Annotated in this window: 14 protein-coding genes; 8 read left to right on the top strand and 6 right to left on the bottom strand. The window is 58.3% G+C overall.

Annotated elements, in window-relative coordinates; all coding sequences use genetic code 11:
* The first annotated feature begins 140 nt into the window (after window positions 1-140).
* The 5 genes from DV706_RS19000 to DV706_RS18980 all read left to right on the top strand — a co-directional run bounded on the left by DV706_RS19000 (window position 141) and on the right by DV706_RS18980 (window position 3,937).
* Window positions 141-848, top strand: a complete 708-nt coding sequence (locus DV706_RS19000; protein ID WP_006067116.1) for a hypothetical protein — start codon at window positions 141-143, stop codon at window positions 846-848.
* Window positions 845-1,810: a hypothetical protein gene (locus DV706_RS18995; protein ID WP_006067115.1), complete on the top strand. Its 966-nt coding sequence runs from the start codon at window positions 845-847 to the stop codon at window positions 1,808-1,810. The genes DV706_RS19000 and DV706_RS18995 overlap by 4 nt, the downstream gene beginning before the upstream one ends.
* Window positions 1,811-2,794, top strand: a complete 984-nt coding sequence (locus tag DV706_RS18990; RefSeq protein WP_006067114.1) for a signal peptidase I — start codon at window positions 1,811-1,813, stop codon at window positions 2,792-2,794.
* Window positions 2,791-3,345, top strand: coding sequence for a hypothetical protein (locus DV706_RS18985; protein ID WP_136350980.1), 555 nt, complete (start codon window positions 2,791-2,793; stop codon window positions 3,343-3,345). The genes DV706_RS18990 and DV706_RS18985 overlap by 4 nt, the downstream gene beginning before the upstream one ends.
* Window positions 3,346-3,520: 175 nt before the next feature.
* Window positions 3,521-3,937 (top strand): CoA-binding protein, encoded by a 417-nt coding sequence (locus DV706_RS18980; RefSeq protein ID WP_006067112.1) that lies wholly within the window; start codon window positions 3,521-3,523, stop codon window positions 3,935-3,937.
* Window positions 3,938-3,964: 27 nt separating this feature from the next.
* Here DV706_RS18980 and DV706_RS18975 read toward each other — a convergent pair whose 3' ends face one another.
* The 5 genes from DV706_RS18975 to DV706_RS18960 form a co-directional block, all read right to left on the bottom strand.
* Window positions 3,965-6,076 (bottom strand): PAS domain-containing sensor histidine kinase, encoded by a 2,112-nt coding sequence (locus DV706_RS18975; protein ID WP_006067111.1) that lies wholly within the window; start codon window positions 6,074-6,076, stop codon window positions 3,965-3,967.
* A gap of 4 nt (window positions 6,077-6,080) precedes the next feature.
* On the bottom strand, window positions 6,081-6,215 hold the full coding sequence (locus tag DV706_RS22370; RefSeq protein ID WP_275040553.1) for a hypothetical protein: 135 nt from the start codon (window positions 6,213-6,215) through the stop codon (window positions 6,081-6,083).
* Window positions 6,216-6,402: 187 nt separating this feature from the next.
* Window positions 6,403-7,170, bottom strand: a complete 768-nt coding sequence (locus tag DV706_RS18970) for a response regulator (protein WP_006067110.1) — start codon at window positions 7,168-7,170, stop codon at window positions 6,403-6,405.
* A 447-nt stretch (window positions 7,171-7,617) separates the two neighbouring features.
* Entirely contained in the window at window positions 7,618-8,898 is a 1,281-nt protein-coding gene (locus DV706_RS18965) for an RNA-guided endonuclease TnpB family protein (protein ID WP_006067109.1), read from the bottom strand.
* Window positions 8,895-9,050 carry a DUF2080 family transposase-associated protein gene (locus DV706_RS18960; RefSeq protein WP_006067108.1) on the bottom strand — a complete coding sequence of 52 codons (156 nt, stop codon included), beginning with the start codon at window positions 9,048-9,050 and terminating at the stop codon, window positions 8,895-8,897. Before DV706_RS18960 ends, DV706_RS18965 begins: the two co-directional genes overlap by 4 nt.
* A gap of 53 nt (window positions 9,051-9,103) precedes the next feature.
* On the opposite strand from DV706_RS18960, the gene tnpA reads away from it, so the two are divergent.
* From tnpA to DV706_RS21565, 3 genes are all read left to right on the top strand, one after another.
* Window positions 9,104-9,502, top strand: a complete 399-nt coding sequence (gene tnpA, locus DV706_RS18955) for an IS200/IS605 family transposase (RefSeq protein WP_006067107.1) — start codon at window positions 9,104-9,106, stop codon at window positions 9,500-9,502.
* 189 nt (window positions 9,503-9,691) lie between these two features.
* Window positions 9,692-12,796 (top strand): PAS domain S-box protein, encoded by a 3,105-nt coding sequence (locus tag DV706_RS18950; RefSeq protein WP_136350979.1) that lies wholly within the window; start codon window positions 9,692-9,694, stop codon window positions 12,794-12,796.
* 216 nt (window positions 12,797-13,012) lie between these two features.
* Window positions 13,013-13,180, top strand: a complete 168-nt coding sequence (locus DV706_RS21565; RefSeq protein WP_161569820.1) for a DUF7331 family protein — start codon at window positions 13,013-13,015, stop codon at window positions 13,178-13,180.
* A 1,331-nt stretch (window positions 13,181-14,511) separates the two neighbouring features.
* On the opposite strand, the gene DV706_RS18945 is transcribed toward DV706_RS21565, so the two are convergent.
* Window positions 14,512-15,150 (bottom strand): hypothetical protein, encoded by a 639-nt coding sequence (locus tag DV706_RS18945; protein ID WP_136350978.1) that lies wholly within the window; start codon window positions 15,148-15,150, stop codon window positions 14,512-14,514.
* Window positions 15,151-15,473: the final 323 nt, after the last annotated feature.

Here is a 15,473-nt window from a genome sequence, read left to right as displayed (position 1 = left end):
ACCCTCCCGGACGCGGCGAAGGCGGTATGACTGTCATTCATATCCGCACAGGACGGGTACGATTGGCCGTACATCTCGCGTGTTGCGGGAGTGAACCGTGGCTGGCCTGCGTGGCCGGCAAACACAACTGAGGACCGACAGTGACACAACGTACAACAACTCTCACTCGGCGGAAGCTACTCGGTGGCGTCGGTGCCGCTGGACTCGTGACCCTTGGATTTCGGGGAACGACCGTCACGGGCAACACGCCGGAGTACACGAACTATACGTATGCTCAGACGGATAACGATGGACCGCGGCTCCGCGTCGCCTGGTACAGTACCTACAACGATCGCGTGGTGAACGCAGCGCCGGTCACAAACGAGACCGGGGACGCGCCCACCGACGCGTACGTTGACGGCTACGACGCGACATCGGATGGGCCCCTGATCGCGGCGTCGAACGTCCTGCCCGGAGATAGCGGGACGATCGCGCTCGGGCTCCTCGCAGCGGAGATGGATGCACGCGTGCGTCTGGTCCCGGCAGTCTCGGGCGAGCTTAGCGAGGTCGTCGATATCGCACTCTGGTACGATACTGGGCTGTTCGGCATCGGCGGCTGTGCCGGGACGGGGTCGATACCCACAGCTCCTGAAATCGAGATGACGCTCGCTGAGTTTGGCCGGACGTACGGGCCGGGAACTGACGGTCTCCGACTTCGAAACGGCATCGAAGACTGTCTCGCAGAGGGCGATCGACTCTGTCTAGGGTTCGCCTGGCGAATCGATGACTCCGTCACGAACGAGTGGCAAAGCGAATCGCTCGAGTTCGAGCTCGCGGTCAGTACAGAGCAGTGTGGAGGTCGTCTATGAGCCAGGATCGGGTGCGGCTCAGCCGCCGGCGAGTGCTCGCTGCGGTCGGCGGTATCGGTACCGCTGGCGCAATCGCTGGGGCCGGCACTGCGGCGTTCTTCAGCGACCGCGGGCGGTTCACGAACGCACTCGCCGCCGGAACAATCACCATCGGCGTCGACTGCGACGCGTGTTCGATCATCGACGATCGACTCTCGTTTTCGTTCGATGGAATCGATCGTGGAGAAGGTGACACAGTCACCATCTCGTTGGCGATCGAGACGAATCCCGCACGACTCTGGCTCCGGACGGTCTGTCCACCCGCCAGCGATCCGCTCGGGGACGCACTCGAGGTGGATGTCCGTATCGATGGTGCGACGCTCGCTGCAGATAGCCTGACAGCTGTGTCGCGGTCGCTCGCCACTGGCACCCAACTCGAGGGGTGTACTGAACCCGGAACGTCGATCGACCTCGAGCTCGCGTGGGAACTACCCGCCGATGTTCCGGACGCACTGGCGGGTGAGACAACCGCGTTCACCGTCGAACTGGTCGCCGAACAGTGTCGCCACGTCGACGAGGAGAGCGTCGTCGATCCCTTCGCGGGCGTGGCTCCGTGTGACGAGCCGCCAACGTGTCTCAGCTGTCCCCGACAGGATGGCGACCGTATCGCACAGGCCACCTTCGAGTACGATGGCCCAGACAGCGAGGTGATCCTGGAGTTGGTTCGGAGCCCGGCCACGAACGACTTCGAGCGAACCGTCGAGCCGGGGAATACGTTCACCGCGATCTTCCACGATCCACCCGGAATCAAGGGTGGCCCTGATTTCGACGTCGTCGTCGACGGAACCACCATCGGCGACTTCCACATCAGCTGTTCACAGCCGTTTGGTCCGGGGCTTGTGATCGCTGACGGCACGTACAGCCTCACCGTCCTCGAGGCAATCGACACCGAGGGTAACGCCCTCTGTGAGGTGACTACATAAATGAATTACAAAAAAATCGCAAACGGAGTTGGATTGCTCCTCTTAATCGCCCTCGTTATCCCGTTCGTTATTTACGCGATTCCGGGTGTGATCGGCGCACAGTACAGTTTCGTCGTACTCTCCGGAAGCATGTCTCCGGCGATCGAACCCGGAGACGTAGTGATCGTCGCTGACCGAGATCCCGCAACGATCGAAACGAACGACGTGGTCACGTTCACTCGAGGCACCGAAGAGACACCGGTAACACACCGTGTCGTGGGTGTCGAAACGGCCGGGGACGGACTTGCCTTCGAAACGAAAGGAGATGCAAACAGCAACGTGGACGCAAGTCTGGTCCCCGGAGTGAACGTTCTGGGCGTCGTCGTCCTGACGATTCCATACCTCGGCTACGCAATCCAGGCCGTGAGCACGCCGCTCGGATTCGTGCTGCTCGTCGCCGTCCCCATGGGGCTGCTTGTCGTGACCGAGCTGTGGTCGCTGTTCCGTGCCGGCCGAACTGATGAGCTCTCGACTGAAGACGACAGCAGCGACAGCGCCGAAACGGCGTCGCCTGCGGCCACGGCGACCACCGGCGAGATCACCATTACCACGAGTGACCTACGACTCTCGACGGGCGTTCTGGCACTCGCTGCGCCTTACACGATTTACGTTGCCCTCGAGCTCCAGACCACAGTGGCGATCTCGGTCGCGTTCGCGACAACGCTCTCGGCGCTCGCTGCCGGTGGGCTGTTGCTGGCCACACGTCTTGGGACGGGCGAAGCCGACCAGGCGACGATGAAACCAGCCGCCTCAACGGTAGCAGACGATTCAACGCCAGCGACGGACGGCGGCTCGAGTGGCGATGACGTGAACACGCTCGAGTCTGCGCCGGCAGGGTTGGAGAACACTGCAGCAGCGCAAGCGACGGCGATCGACTCGGAACTCGAATGGGCGGAGACGACTGAACCAGTGGCGACAGACAGCCGTACGGAGGGGTCCGAATGATGTCCAGTCGGCCGTTTGCTGTCGCCATCGCCTGTCTCCTCGTTGCGACGGCTGGGTTCGCAGGTGGAGTGGGCACGATCGCGGTGTTTACCGACACCGAATCAGTCTCGGGAACGTTTGCGACCAGTGCCTCGTTCTCGGAGGTGGCTGTCGATGACTCCTCTCAGCACAACTCCACGATTAGCCAAACGAACGGCGCTACCGTTGAACCGACCGAAGACAGCAATCCAGGCGAGTCGTCGGAACCAGTTGACACTCGAGAATCCGAAACTACCCCCAGCAATCAAACGCCGGTCGGGAACGAGACGGTAGTCGACAACGAGGTGCCCGGCGGGAGCGAAACGGCGTCCGATTCGCAACCGACAGACGACTCCACGCCGTCGGAAGAAACTGCAGCTCCCACGGCGACCGACGAGACCGACCAGGACTCTCCAGATGACGGCACAACTGACCAGTCCGAATCAGACGTCGAGTCTGCTGGTGAAATCGCCCCGACAGACGACGGTGGCGACGAACCTGACTCGACTCCATCACACTCCCTCCTCAGCTGAAGATCACCGAGCGACCGCTCTCGAGTGCCGGAGACAGCTGTTCTGTGCCCTGTGTGTGGCGTTCCCAGAGCAAGGCAGGTTTCCTTCGTCCCAGTAAGTCGAGACGACTCTGGTGTGGGGAATCCGTAGCTGGAAACGACAGTGGCCTTTTGACGCACACCGTTCTACAGATAGTATGCCCATCGAGACAGATGCCGAGGTCCGAAACGTACTCAGAAAGAAGACAGTCGCCGTCGTTGGCTGTTCGTCGACACCTGGAAAAGCTGCCCACGAGATCCCGAACTATCTTCAGAAACAGGGGTACGACGTCATTCCAGTCAATCCAAACGCAGACGAACTCCTGGGACGGCCCGCATACGATTCGCTCTCGGATGTCGAGGAAGACATCGACATCGTCGACGTGTTTCGGCCGAGTCCCGAAGTGGCAGGGATCGTCGACAAGACGCTCGAGCGCGATGACGTTGACGTTATCTGGCTCCAACTCGGCATTCACGACGACGAGGCGGTCGCTCGAGCGGAATCGGCCGGCCTACGTGTCGTCCAGGACCGGTGTATGAAACCAGAGCACCAGCGACTGGTCGCGTCCGCGTGAACTCCCCCTCTCCGATTCACTTACGCTTCAGACTGAACTGCGCTGTCTGGTGTACACTTCGAACCGAGCGCCGCCGTCGGTACTTTCGGTTGCTTCGACCGTCCAGTCGTGGGCCTCAGCGATTCCCCTGACAATAGCGAGGCCGAAGCCACTCCCCTCGTCGGCCGTCGAGTAGCCCTGGTCGAATATGTGTTCACGTACTTCGGAGGGGATACCTGTGCCGTCGTCCGCGATATAGAACCCCTGGTCGTCGTCGAGTAGGCCGACTCGGATCGTCACGTTATCGCCACCGTGTCTCACCGCATTCGAGAGGAGATTTTCGACCAACTGGCGCAGGCGTGCCTCGTCACCCTCCACGCAGTAGTCGTCGAGTCCGATGTCGATGGTCGCGTCATCAGTCGGAATCGTCTCCCAGACCGACTCGATCAGTGCATCGAGCGTAACTGGGCGGATCGCTTCGACCTGCTGGCCTTTGCGTGCAAGCGTTAGCAGATCGTCGATGAGCGCGTTCATCCGCTTGTGAGCCGCCTCGATGCGGTCGAAGTCTTCTGCTGAACCGCTCTCGCGGCCGAGTTCGAGCGCGACCTGTGCGACGGTGAGTGGGTTTCGGAGATCGTGGCTCACAACGGAGGCGAACTCCTCGAGACGCGTGTTTGTCCGCTGAAGTTCCCGTTCGCGTTCTTTCCGCTCAGTGATGTCCTGGAACGCCCCGCGAGCACCGATCAGGGTGCCATCGTCGTCGTACCACGGCGTTCCCAGCGTGCGAACCCAGCGTTGCTTGTCGGTGTTCGTAAGAATTTGCAACTCCAGATCGTAGCCCTCCCCCGCAGTCCGCAGTCGCTCGAACGCTTCCTCGATCGTCGCTCTATCTCGAGGATGGTAGAACGAAATTCCCTCTTTGACGGTTACCTCGTGGTCCAACGGCAGTTCGTGGATACGATACACTTCCTCTGTCCATCGCATCGTTTCCGAACTGAACTCGACCTCCCAGCCACCGATATCTGCGACCGCTTGGATCTGCTTGAGAAACTCCCGTTTCTGGTCCAGTTCCTGTGCACGCTGTTTGTGTGTCGTGATATCTCTCCCCTCGGCTATGAGCAGCGTAACCTCGCCCTGTTCGTCGGTGATTGGCCGAATAGAGAAGTCGATGATAGCAGTTTCGTCGCCCCCTTGTACCGTGACATCGTAGCGAACGAACTCACCGACGGCTGCCACCTCGATGGCGTCTTTCAGCTGTTTCTGGGTATCATCACTTATCTGCCACCAGTCAGCGTCCCAGACCGGGTTACCCACTACCGTTTCGCGGTCGAGACTCCCGAATTCCAGCGCGGAGTCGTTAGCCTCCAGTAATGTCCCATCGGGGTCCAGTAGCCCTATGAACTCGTAGGTCTGGTTGAATATCGCTTCGTACTGGCGATCGTGCTCTTTACGCCCGGTGATATTACGTGCCGCTCCGACAAGCTTTTTGATGTCGCCGTCGACAATCACCGGCGCGATCCGTGTCTCCCAGTAAGATCTCTCGCTGGGGACTGAGAGCAGTTCTTCGTATTTAAGCGGTTCACGCTGGGAGACGCACTTCCGGTAGCGCTCGAGAATTTCACCCCCCTCTCTGTCTCCAAAAACGTCTTCGAGTCGCCGCCCGCGGAGTTCATCGTTTGCGAGCCCGGTTAGGTTTTCGTAGGCAGGGTTTACTCGCTCAAGTCGGAACTCATCTTCGTTTGTATCGACATCGATGAGAAAAAGCGCATCCTGTGCGTTCTCGAACAGCGTTTCCGCGAGTTCGAACTCCTCATCACGGATCTTCCGCTCGGTGATTTCACGGGAGATGATCGACAGTCCGTCCTCGTCGGCGTAGATATTCACTTCCATCCAGTGCTCGAATGGGTCACAGGGCAGTGTTTCGAACGTACGTGATTCCTGTGTTGCCATCGCCTCACGACAGTGGGACTCGACTGCTGATCCACGAAACGCTGGGACAGCATCCCATAGAAGCTCGTCTTTGACGGCCGTTGCCGGTGTGTCTGTCCACGCTGCCATCGATTTGTTCCAGTACGTAATTCGCCACTCGGAATCGACCGCACAGTACGCATCCGTGATGCGTTCGGTCAACCGCTCGTACTCCGGTTGGATCTCAGCCATTGGTTCAGTGTTGCATGACGGCGTTTTCGAGGGGGTGTCCAAGTACCGTGTGCTGGATGATTCTGAGCGCGTTCTGGAAATAGTCGATCACGCCCCGTGCGAGGTCCTCGCTGGTGGTATCGTTGTAGCTGTTTTGCATACGTCTCTCGAATAAGCGGGTATCAGTGACACTGTGAGCAGAACCCAGCTGTCCGTCGTGTCCTTCCGACGCGTTTCTGGGGTGCATCTTCAGTGTTCAGTGTCGGCTATGGAATACTAGCTGTTCGACGAGACTGCTCTCACCGAACTAAGCAGGACAGTGCGCTTAGACCGCATACGCGATGGGTTCAGGTCTTGTTGACGGCGTTATGAATCCGGTCGATCAACTCGTCGAACTGTTTGGTGTCCGGCCCCTTCTGAACATAGTCGGTAACACCAGTCGCAATCGCTTGGCTGGCGATCGTCTCACTCCCTTTGGCAGTAAAGACGATGAACGGAATATCTGCGTCTTCCTGGCGGACGACCTTCAAGAAGTCAAGACCGCTAATGGCTGGCATCTGATAGTCGCTTACGATGCAATCGAACGACTTTTTCTCGAGTGTCGTCACCGCCTCGGGGGTACTCATCGCGGTCGTAACCGCTATATCATCGGCCTCACGCTCGATGTAGGCCCCGATGGTTTCGGGCAAGCCTGGCTCGTCATCGACGAGCAACACTTGGATCCCCTCGTCGGACCGGCCGCGTGTGTCGGTCGCGTTCTCGAACTGAATCTGATTTCGGACTGCAAGATCGAGCCACTCACCGATGTTGCCGTGAAGACTCGTCGACTCAACGATCTGCTCGTTCTGGTTGTGCGTTACAAGCCCGTAATCTTCGAGTTTCGGAAGATGGCTGTGGAGCAATGACGAATGCACGCGTTCTCGGTCGACTTTGTCAGTGTCGTCCGTCCCAACCTCTGTGAGCACGTCGAGCAGTTCATCGAGCGTTGCTGCCCTGTGTTGGCGGAGATGAAACAGTACGGTCCGCCGATTCGCAGCGGAAAGGATATGGAATAATTCGTCGCTCGAGAGGTTCGGATAGCCATGCGTGTCTGAATCACTACTCGTGTCTTCCATGCTTGATAGAGATGGCCACACAGACATAAATATTATTTACTTAATAAATATATTACAGGTAAGGCTGACAGTACGGCTAGATGGATGATCTTTCGGATCGTGAATTTGCCCATAGCGGTGGCACATTTGGTAGTCCCTGTGCTCGCCGTTGGTAATCGAAACAGTTCTCGATTTGATATTTGATATAGCAGAAAATCAAATAGGTCAACAGCGGCGGCATGAGAATCGATCGGTAGCGACCGATGTACGACGTCCGTGTCCAAACGGACGAGACTCCGGACACGCTGTCGCGATTGCTATGACTTATTTCCAGGATAGTTTGATTTATTGATATGTATATATCTACTTTATATATAAAGCTGAAGTATTCTATTATAGATACTATGGCCAGTCTCTCATCACACGTGAACCGCCTCGGGGTCAAGCCCCGAGGCTTCTTCCCGTGGTTTAATCAGATACTCCCACCTGACCATCGGCAGGGTAGCCTCGAACGGTCGGGTGGGTCACGGTCGGGCTGTCCACAAGCCCCGATGCCTGCCGTCGCACCTTCCGAACTTGTGGAAGGCTGTTGAGAGCAGGCACATTCCAACTCATATACTTCTTGATGCCTTTCACGGCGATGTTGACGCTTGCACCACGGTCGCTGTGGTCTTGATGACCACAGCCCTTACATTTGAACCGCTTCTTTCGCCGATTCGCCCGTTCAGCGTGCCCACACAACGGGCACCGCTGGCTCGTCTTGTACGGGTCAATCGAATCCGAGGGGATTCCCTCGAACGCAGCCTTGTACGACGTATAAAACTGGAGAGCGCGGAATGGAAGGTGGTGCAAGCGTCGGTTCATCCGCGTGCCGTAGTCGATACTGTCGCGCATCTCTTTGAGGTCTTCAAAGACGATGCACGGGTTCTCAAACTGCTGACTCCATTCCACGATATGACGGCTCACTTTGTGGAGTCGGTCACGGACAAACCGTTCCTCACGCCCTTCCAGCGTGTCGTGGATGCTGTCCTTACCCGCGTTCTGCACGCGCTTTCGCATCGTGAAATAGCGGTGGCGCTCGAACTTGATTTCGGGAAAGTCGATAACCAACGTATCCTCGAAACCATCCTCTGTGAGTGCGGTGAGTGCCACGTTGTCCTCGTTCACATCGACACCGATAACCGTCCGAGAGTCCTGCTTGTCTCGCACAGTACGTTCGGTGTTGCGAATATTGACGTGAAGTTCAGGTTCTCCCTCGCGCCACAGGGCTTCACTGGTCGTGACTTTCCACTCATCGCTCGTCAGTGCGTTCTTGAGCAAATCAAGGTGGGCGTCACTACCTTTGAGGATGCCTTTGACGTGGTTGTAGGGTTTCGCGCTGATGCGAAACGTCACTTCTCCATCATCAGTGAGCGACAGGTTGTAGCCTTCCTCGTAGTTAGCTCGAAGTGGGTACGCGCCATCTTTGGTGTGGCTGGGAATGTTGTAGTCGTCGTAGTCGTAGTAATTCTCCATCGCTTCCAAGGCTTTGGAGACGATGCGTTGAGTCGTGTTCTTGATGAGGTCGGCCTCGTCTTCGAGGCGAGGAGAAATGTCGTCCCAGTCCACACCTTCTTTGGCGAGGCGGATGGTTTCGTTGTACACCCAGCGGGCTTCGAGGGTGGCATCTTTGAGCAGACTCTCGTTGTCACTCTGGATGTCGAGTTGGAAGTCCAGCGTTTTCACGAGAGTCGGCTCTTGGGTTGTCATTCTTCGTCTTGTTCGGTAGGTTCTGAGGTGCGAACGACTTTCACGTCCGCGCCACGCCAGCGTTTTGGGACAGTGACGTGAGCGCTGTTCCCGAACGGCTTGACCTCTCCGTCGAGAACTTCTTCGCCGTCTATTTCAAAGCGATTCACCATATCTGTGTATATCCTTTGGATATACTTATGTGTATCGGTGTGGTGTGTCCAATATGGGGGAGAAGCGGTCGAACCACACAGTGTACAACGTCAACTACCACTTCGTGTGGTGTCCGAAATACCGCCACGCGATACTGGAACCAATTGAGGATTCGTTGGATGAGTGTTTCCAGAAGGTGTGCAATGAGTACGACTATGACCTACAATCGTTGCACATATCTCCTGACCACGTACACTTGTTCCTGTCCGCGCATCCGAAGCACGCACCGAGTAAGATTGTGCGAACGGTCAAGAGCATCACGGCGCGGAAGATGTGGGAACAGCACGAATCGTTTTTGGAGAGCTACTTGTGGGGTGGTGGGTTCTGGGAAGAGTCGTACTACGTTGGGACGGCAGGCACAGTGTCGAGTGAGACGATTGAACAGTATATTGAGCGAACGGAACACGTTTAGCGGAGCTTACGGCCTTCACCCTCGGGGTCAAGCCCCGAGGCACTCGGCCTGCTTTTTCTGTAGACGATCTATTTTTCAAGCCAGTAGTCGACGACGTCGCAAACGGGATCGTCGCCATCGATACAACCGGGACGATCATCTTTTTTTAATCCGTACGTCACAGATCTTCTCGGCTACGGTCCCGACGAGTTGATTGACCACCCGATCGATCGTCTCTTTCCCGAAGAACGGACTGAACCGCTCGAAGACGTTCGAGCGCTTGCGACTGCCGGCAGTAGCCCGACCGAACTCACCCTCCTCGGTAAAGCTGGTCAGGAGGTTCCCGTCTCAATTGTCGTCACGGAAACCAGACACGACGATCGGCAGTTTTTCACCGTGACCGTACGCGACGCAGCTGATCGACACGAACGGGAGTCTGAACTCCAAGAGACCGGAGCCGTCCTCGAGAAAACTTTCGAGCACTCGAACGACGGTATCGTGGTGTTCGATCCAGAGAACGACGAGATCACCGAATGCAACCCACGTCTCTGTGAGTTGCTCGACTACTCCTGTGCGGAGCTGTTGTCACTCGAGCCAACAGATATCTTCCCCTACGAGCCGTCGCGGTTTCAGGAGTTGACCACCCGCGACCTCGAGCAGCGAAGTGGCTGGACGGACGAACTCGACTGTGAGACGCGCGAGGGGAAGCGGGTACCAATGGAAGTATCGGCGTCGCCGATCGAGATCGACGGCCGACACCACGTGCTTGCGAACGTCCGGGACGTCTCCGAACGGAAAGAGTACGAGGAACAACTCGCGGCTCTCGGCGAAGCGAGCCGAGAACTGTTGCTCGCCGAGACTGAGACCGACGTCGCCGAGATCGCCGTCGAACTCACTGGCGCAGTGCTCGATCGATCGCTGACGACGATCTGGACGGCTAATGACCATGCCCTCCGGCCACTGGCTGTGAGCGAGCGGGTTGCCTCCCTGGCCGACGACGCGACCGGGGCGATGGATCCGATTCGAGCGGGAACCGTCGAGATGGACGTCTTCGAACGGGGCGAGTCGAGGCTGGTCGAAGAGTACGATACGGTGTCGAACGCGGCACACCCGAGGATGCCTCTCGAGACGCGGCTGCTGGTTCCGTTGGATGACTACGGCCTCCTCGGTGTCGGATCCACGACGGATGACATCGACTCGTCGCTTCAGGAGCTGGTCAGCGTGCTGGCGTCGACGGTGCAGATAGCTTTCGACACCCTCGCGGCCGAGCAAACCGTCGATGATCGGTCGACGGCCATGGACGCAGCGACCGACGGAATCGGAATCGCCGACGAACACGGGACGTTCAACTACGTGAACGACTCCCTCGCCGCGCTTTACGGGTACGACAGTCCCGAGCAACTCGTCGGAACGTCCTGGAACCGTCTCTATCCGGACGATGAGGTCGAGCGATTCGAGTCCGATGTCCTCTCGATCGTTTCGGAACGGGACGGCTGGCGCGGCGACGCGGTCGGACTGCGCGCCGACGGCTCGACGGTCCCACAGGAACTCTCGCTCGCCCCGCTCGCCGACGGGGGGTCGATCTGTATCGTCCGTGACATCAGCGAGGCAAAAGCACAGGAACGCCAACTCGAGTCGCTCACCGAGGTCTCGCGTGAACTGATACCTGCGGATTCACGTGCGGAGATTGCCCAGATCGGTACCGAAGCGGTCGATAACGTGCTCGGCTTCGAGGTTGGCTGCGTTCGACTGTTCGATTCGGATACGAACCAACTCGAACGAGTGGCCATGACCGACGGGGCAGACGCGCTGCTCGAGTCACGTACAGCCTACGACCTCGAGGCCACGCTTGCTGGGCGGGCGTTCAGGGACGAACGAACGCTAGCCAACACCGCGACGGTCACGGAGTCAGATGATCCGTCGGTGTTCGAAAATCCGAGCTTTCACGTCCCGATCGGGTCGGACGGCGTTCTCACTGTTGTCGTTCGATCACACGAGGAGTTCGATGATCGAGACGTGCACCTCGCAGAGATGCTCTCAATGAGCATGGCAACGGCCATTAGCCGGGCAGAGCGTCGTCGACTCCTGCAAGCCCAGAAACGCGAACTGCATCAGCAGCACGATCAACTCGAGACGATGGTTCGGATCAACTCACTGTTCAAAAAGACCGGAGAACAACTCATCAAGACGACTACGAGATCGGAACTCGAGCGAACGATCTGTGATCGGCTGGCCCAGTCCGAGCACTATCGGAGCGCGTGGATTGGTGACGTCGAGGGTACTGGTGATCATATCATCGCGAGCGTCGGGAGCGGTGTCGAAGACGGCTACCTCGAGACGGTCAACAAACTGCCGCTCTCGAGCGTCGCAAACGGAACCGTCGCACGGGCGATCGAGACGGGAACGGTTCAGATCATCCGCCAGTACCAGCAGACGGGCAACGAGCAATCGGGAACCGACGATGAGTTCCCCGAGGACGTCGAAACCATCGCGGCGATCCCGTTGCTGTACGGCGACCATCTCTTCGGGATCCTCGTGGTAAACAGCGTCCGCGAAGCCGTCTTCAATAACAAAGCGGCCGAGGTCCTCGAGTCGTTCGGGAAGATGACTGGCTTCGCAATAAACGCGATTCGTAACCGGTCGATGCTCGTCTCGGACACTGTCGTGGAACTCGAGTTCACCATGAGCGATCCGTCGGTGTTTTATTCGCGGGTGACCGCTGATCTCGACTGCCGGTTTCGGTTCGAACGCTCAGTCCCAATCGCGGAGGGGAGAGTCATCAACGACCACACTGTCGAGGGAGCGGAGCCGGATACCGTTCTCGAAGCCGCCAAGGGGTTCGATGGGATCGAAGACGCGCGCGCAGTCGCCGAGCGAGACGACAGGTTCGTTCCCCAGTCGGTGGCCCCCCAATCGACGGTCCAACTCGCGCTTGAGGCGGGTGCGACGCTTCGATCCGCCCAGGCAGCAAACGGTAAGGGAACGATCGTTTTCGAGGCGCCACAGACAGCAAACGTCCGCGATATCGTGAACACCGTGGAAAGCGCCTTCTCGAACGTTGAACTCGTGGCCAAGCGCGAGCGTGAACGCACCGTCCTCTCGGCCGAGGAGTTCCGCGAATCCACCGCGGAAAGTCTCACTGAAAAGCAACGGGCGGCGCTTGAGTCGGCGTACTTCGCCGGCTACTACGACTGGCCACGAGAGATCACTGCCGAAGAACTCGCTGAGTCGATGGGTATCTCCTCGTCGACGCTCCACCAGCACCTCCGGAAAGGGATCTGGAGTCTGCTGTCGGCGTTCCTCGACTCACAGTAGCGATGGGACCCGGTTGGGTTGTATCGACATTCAAAGTGTCACCGGCCCACGTAGCTAGGTGAGACGAGTTCACATAGTTCGGCACCGCGTTCTTGCAGTTGAGAGCCCTCTACTAGTATAGCGGACGAACCCGTGTCGAACGCGCCTGTATCGAAACTCAGTGTCCGTGACACGCCCTGTCCGAACCAGTCGGCATTCCTGCCGAAGACCACCACCATGTCTAACCACACTCCGAACCAGCCACGCGACGCCGAACCGAACGGTCCCAACGCCCACATTGGGGCCTACCACACGATTAACGACGGGACGGTCATCTACGACATACACGACCAAGACGCATGGGTCAGCTCGACGTGTGCCGTGTTGCTTTCCGACGTCGAGTGATCGAATTACCGCTTCGTATCGGGAAGAACCGAGAAGTACACCCGAATTTAGTGTGTGTATCTTCCATTCGAATATAAGTTCATATCACTCTTTCTCCGAGTGAGGCAAGTCACGCTGTGATACTGTTCGAACCAATCGATGGTGAGCCGACGTATGACAGGACCAGAAGCGTCTTGCCTCGAGTGATGACGATAAACGATAGCCACAGAACACCGACCGACGAAACGACCGAAACACGACGCTCTCTCGTGACGAAGGGGCTGCTCGCCGTGAGCGCACTCGTGTTTGGGCTGTCCGGAACCGGCTCCGCGACACCGAGTCGGACCGGCACGACCACGAGCGGAACTGGCGGGCAGAGGGGAGAGACCAGCAGTAGTTCTACAGGCGATGCAAGGCGAGTGCCTCGGGGTCGTTCGAGAGACTCCGTCTCTCGTGACTGAGCGAATCGGAGATTCGCAAGGTCCGCGAGACCATAGGTCTCGCTTGATGACGAGACGCTCCGCGTCTCGAACCACGTGACCTCGAGGCGGTTCACGGGCTGATCAACATCCTCCCGCGGTACGCGGCCGTAGTGCGCGTCGAACGTCGCCGACGTCAGCGCCACCAAGACACCGAACACCGCTCCCGCCCCATCCACGTCGCGAGCGTGGGAAGGACGGTCGTGATCTCATCGAGCGTCCACGCCTGCTGTCCCGTCCGAACCAAGGAGAGTCCAAGAACGTGAAGTACCTCGGGGACAAGCCCCGAGGATTCACCGTTTTGACCGCACGTCCCAAAACGGGTCGTGCCGTCGCAGGTAAATTCAATCCCCCCGACCTTCCCGAGATGGGGCGGCTGGAAGTAACACCCGAACGCCCGGTGCGTCCGTGAGGGTCGGTCGCTCCACCACGACCCGACAACACCCGTCTCACCACGTCAAGGATGCGGGTTTTGAGAGGTGTCGCATCCTTCGCAACTGCACTCATCAATACGGCGGGACGTATCATATAGCTTACCCGATTCACCCTCGAGGTCAAGCCCCGAGGCACTCTCGCTGTATCTCTGTAGACGAGCAACCAGGCAGGAATACTCATCGCCGCCGCGCCGACAGCGTGCGTTAGCGCCGACTTTTCGAGTAATTCGAAGCCAAGCCCGTACAGTAGTCCGAGAACCGGCCCGAGAAGCAGGCCCAACAGCCACGGATCGACGACCGTCGACAGGACGGCCCCCGGAACGATGCCAGCCACGGCTCCGACGAGTAGCCGGCGCTCGAGGACTGGGTCGACATCCGAGAGCAATGACTGGGAACCGCTCGATCCAACTCCCAACAGTATCAGCGGAGTCATTCGACGCTACTCGTCGTCTTCGTCGGTGTCCTCGTCGCTTTCGTTGCTCTCGTCCTCGCTTCCGTCTTCGTCACCGTCTTGCTCGTCCCCGTTTTCGTCTTCTTCTTGCTCGTCCCCGTCGTCCCCGTCTTCCGCATCGTCAACCGGTTCCGTCGACACGAACGTCTCCGCTATGCGAGAGAGCAACTCGGGCCACTCGAGATTTTCGTCGAGGTACGCTTCGACCCACTCGGTTTCGATCGTAAAGTAATCGACCATCTCTCCGTCTTCCGGATCGTACGCAGTCGCCTCGAGGTACGCCGTCGACGAGCCACTTTCGATGGTCGTCGTGTAGCCGTCCGTAATCAGCTCGATCTCGGTGGCGACGTTGTCGTCCGAGGTTCCGCTCGCATCGTATCCTAGCTCGAGTCCGTCGTCGACAGGCGCTATGTCTACCTGTTCGAATCCGCGATCTTCGAGGGTTGCCTGGAACTGCTCGAGCAGCTCTGATTCGCTCAACTCCGCGTCGTCTCCGTTCTCGCTTGTCGACTCATCTTCGTCTCCGTCTTCGTCTCCGTCTCCGTTTCCGTCCGATCCGAGACTGGTACAGCCTGCACTCACAACTAGCATGCCTGCAACTGCGGTCAACAGTGTTCGACGTTCCATGCTCGCAAGTGTACCGATATCGTTGTCAACACGCGAGGAAAAATAGGCACGAATGGGGGTGGTACGGGTCGAATGGCGCTATCGACTGTCGACCGATCGTTTCGCCTCGAGACCTCACTGACTTTTTTCAGCGCGTTGAATCCTCGTGGGTCGTTCCAATTGCTGATGCACACGGTGTGGCCACGTCTTGCTGAACAAGGTCGCAGTGGACGTCACGGACACCAGTCTTCGCCCGCACACTACAGTTACAGTTGCTCTGTTGATCACAACTGAGCGGCAGTACCGACCACCGCGATTAGGCTTGGCTGTAGCACACCTATGTC

Origin of the sequence: Natronorubrum bangense (assembly GCF_004799645.1) — an archaeon.
Taxonomy (GTDB): domain Archaea; phylum Halobacteriota; class Halobacteria; order Halobacteriales; family Natrialbaceae; genus Natronorubrum; species Natronorubrum bangense.
Note: the sequence above shows the minus strand (reverse complement) of the source record. Positions and strands in the feature narration are given on the sequence as shown.

Bases quoted from the DNA above. Each gene is read 5' to 3' on its own strand.
- DV706_RS18995 (WP_006067115.1), top strand. From the start codon at position 845: ATGAGCCAGGATCGGGTGCGGCTCAGCCGCCGGCGAGTGCTCGCTGCG.
- DV706_RS18990 (WP_006067114.1), top strand. From the start codon at position 1,811: ATGAATTACAAAAAAATCGCAAACGGAGTTGGATTGCTCCTCTTAATC.
- DV706_RS18985 (WP_136350980.1), top strand. From the start codon at position 2,791: ATGATGTCCAGTCGGCCGTTTGCTGTCGCCATCGCCTGTCTCCTCGTT.
- DV706_RS18980 (WP_006067112.1), top strand. From the start codon at position 3,521: ATGCCCATCGAGACAGATGCCGAGGTCCGAAACGTACTCAGAAAGAAG.
- DV706_RS18975 (WP_006067111.1), bottom strand. From the start codon at position 6,076: ATGGCTGAGATCCAACCGGAGTACGAGCGGTTGACCGAACGCATCACG.
- DV706_RS22370 (WP_275040553.1), bottom strand. From the start codon at position 6,215: ATGCAAAACAGCTACAACGATACCACCAGCGAGGACCTCGCACGGGGC.
- DV706_RS18970 (WP_006067110.1), bottom strand. From the start codon at position 7,170: ATGGAAGACACGAGTAGTGATTCAGACACGCATGGCTATCCGAACCTC.
- DV706_RS18965 (WP_006067109.1), bottom strand. From the start codon at position 8,898: ATGACAACCCAAGAGCCGACTCTCGTGAAAACGCTGGACTTCCAACTC.
- DV706_RS18960 (WP_006067108.1), bottom strand. From the start codon at position 9,050: ATGGTGAATCGCTTTGAAATAGACGGCGAAGAAGTTCTCGACGGAGAG.
- tnpA (WP_006067107.1), top strand. From the start codon at position 9,104: ATGGGGGAGAAGCGGTCGAACCACACAGTGTACAACGTCAACTACCAC.
- DV706_RS21565 (WP_161569820.1), top strand. From the start codon at position 13,013: ATGTCTAACCACACTCCGAACCAGCCACGCGACGCCGAACCGAACGGT.
- DV706_RS18945 (WP_136350978.1), bottom strand. From the start codon at position 15,150: ATGGAACGTCGAACACTGTTGACCGCAGTTGCAGGCATGCTAGTTGTG.